Here is a 243-nt window from a genome sequence, read left to right as displayed (position 1 = left end):
GCAGGGTCGAACGCGCGGTCGGCACGGTAGACGAAGCTCTTGACGTCGTCATCGTGGTGATGGTGGTGAGGATGATTGCAGTGTTCGCCGTGCTCGTGATCATGGGCGTGGCTGTGGGCGTGGTCGTGCCCGCAGTTCTCGTCATGCTCGTGGTCATGGCTGCAGTGCTCGCCATGCTCGTGCTTGTGATCATGGCCGTGGTCGTGATCGTCTTCCTTGAGGAAGTCGGGATCGATGTCCAGC

Annotated in this window: 1 protein-coding gene; it reads left to right on the top strand. The window is 60.9% G+C overall.

Translation table 11 applies throughout. From position 1 onward, the window contains the following. The coding region (locus tag RRF55_RS27660) for a hypothetical protein (protein ID WP_439419248.1) at positions 1–243 on the top strand (243 nt) is incomplete at both ends.

It is taken from the genome of Klebsiella sp. K47 (assembly GCF_051858335.1).
Taxonomy (GTDB): domain Bacteria; phylum Pseudomonadota; class Gammaproteobacteria; order Enterobacterales; family Enterobacteriaceae; genus Klebsiella; species Klebsiella pneumoniae.
This window is presented reverse-complemented; position numbering and strand designations above follow the sequence as displayed.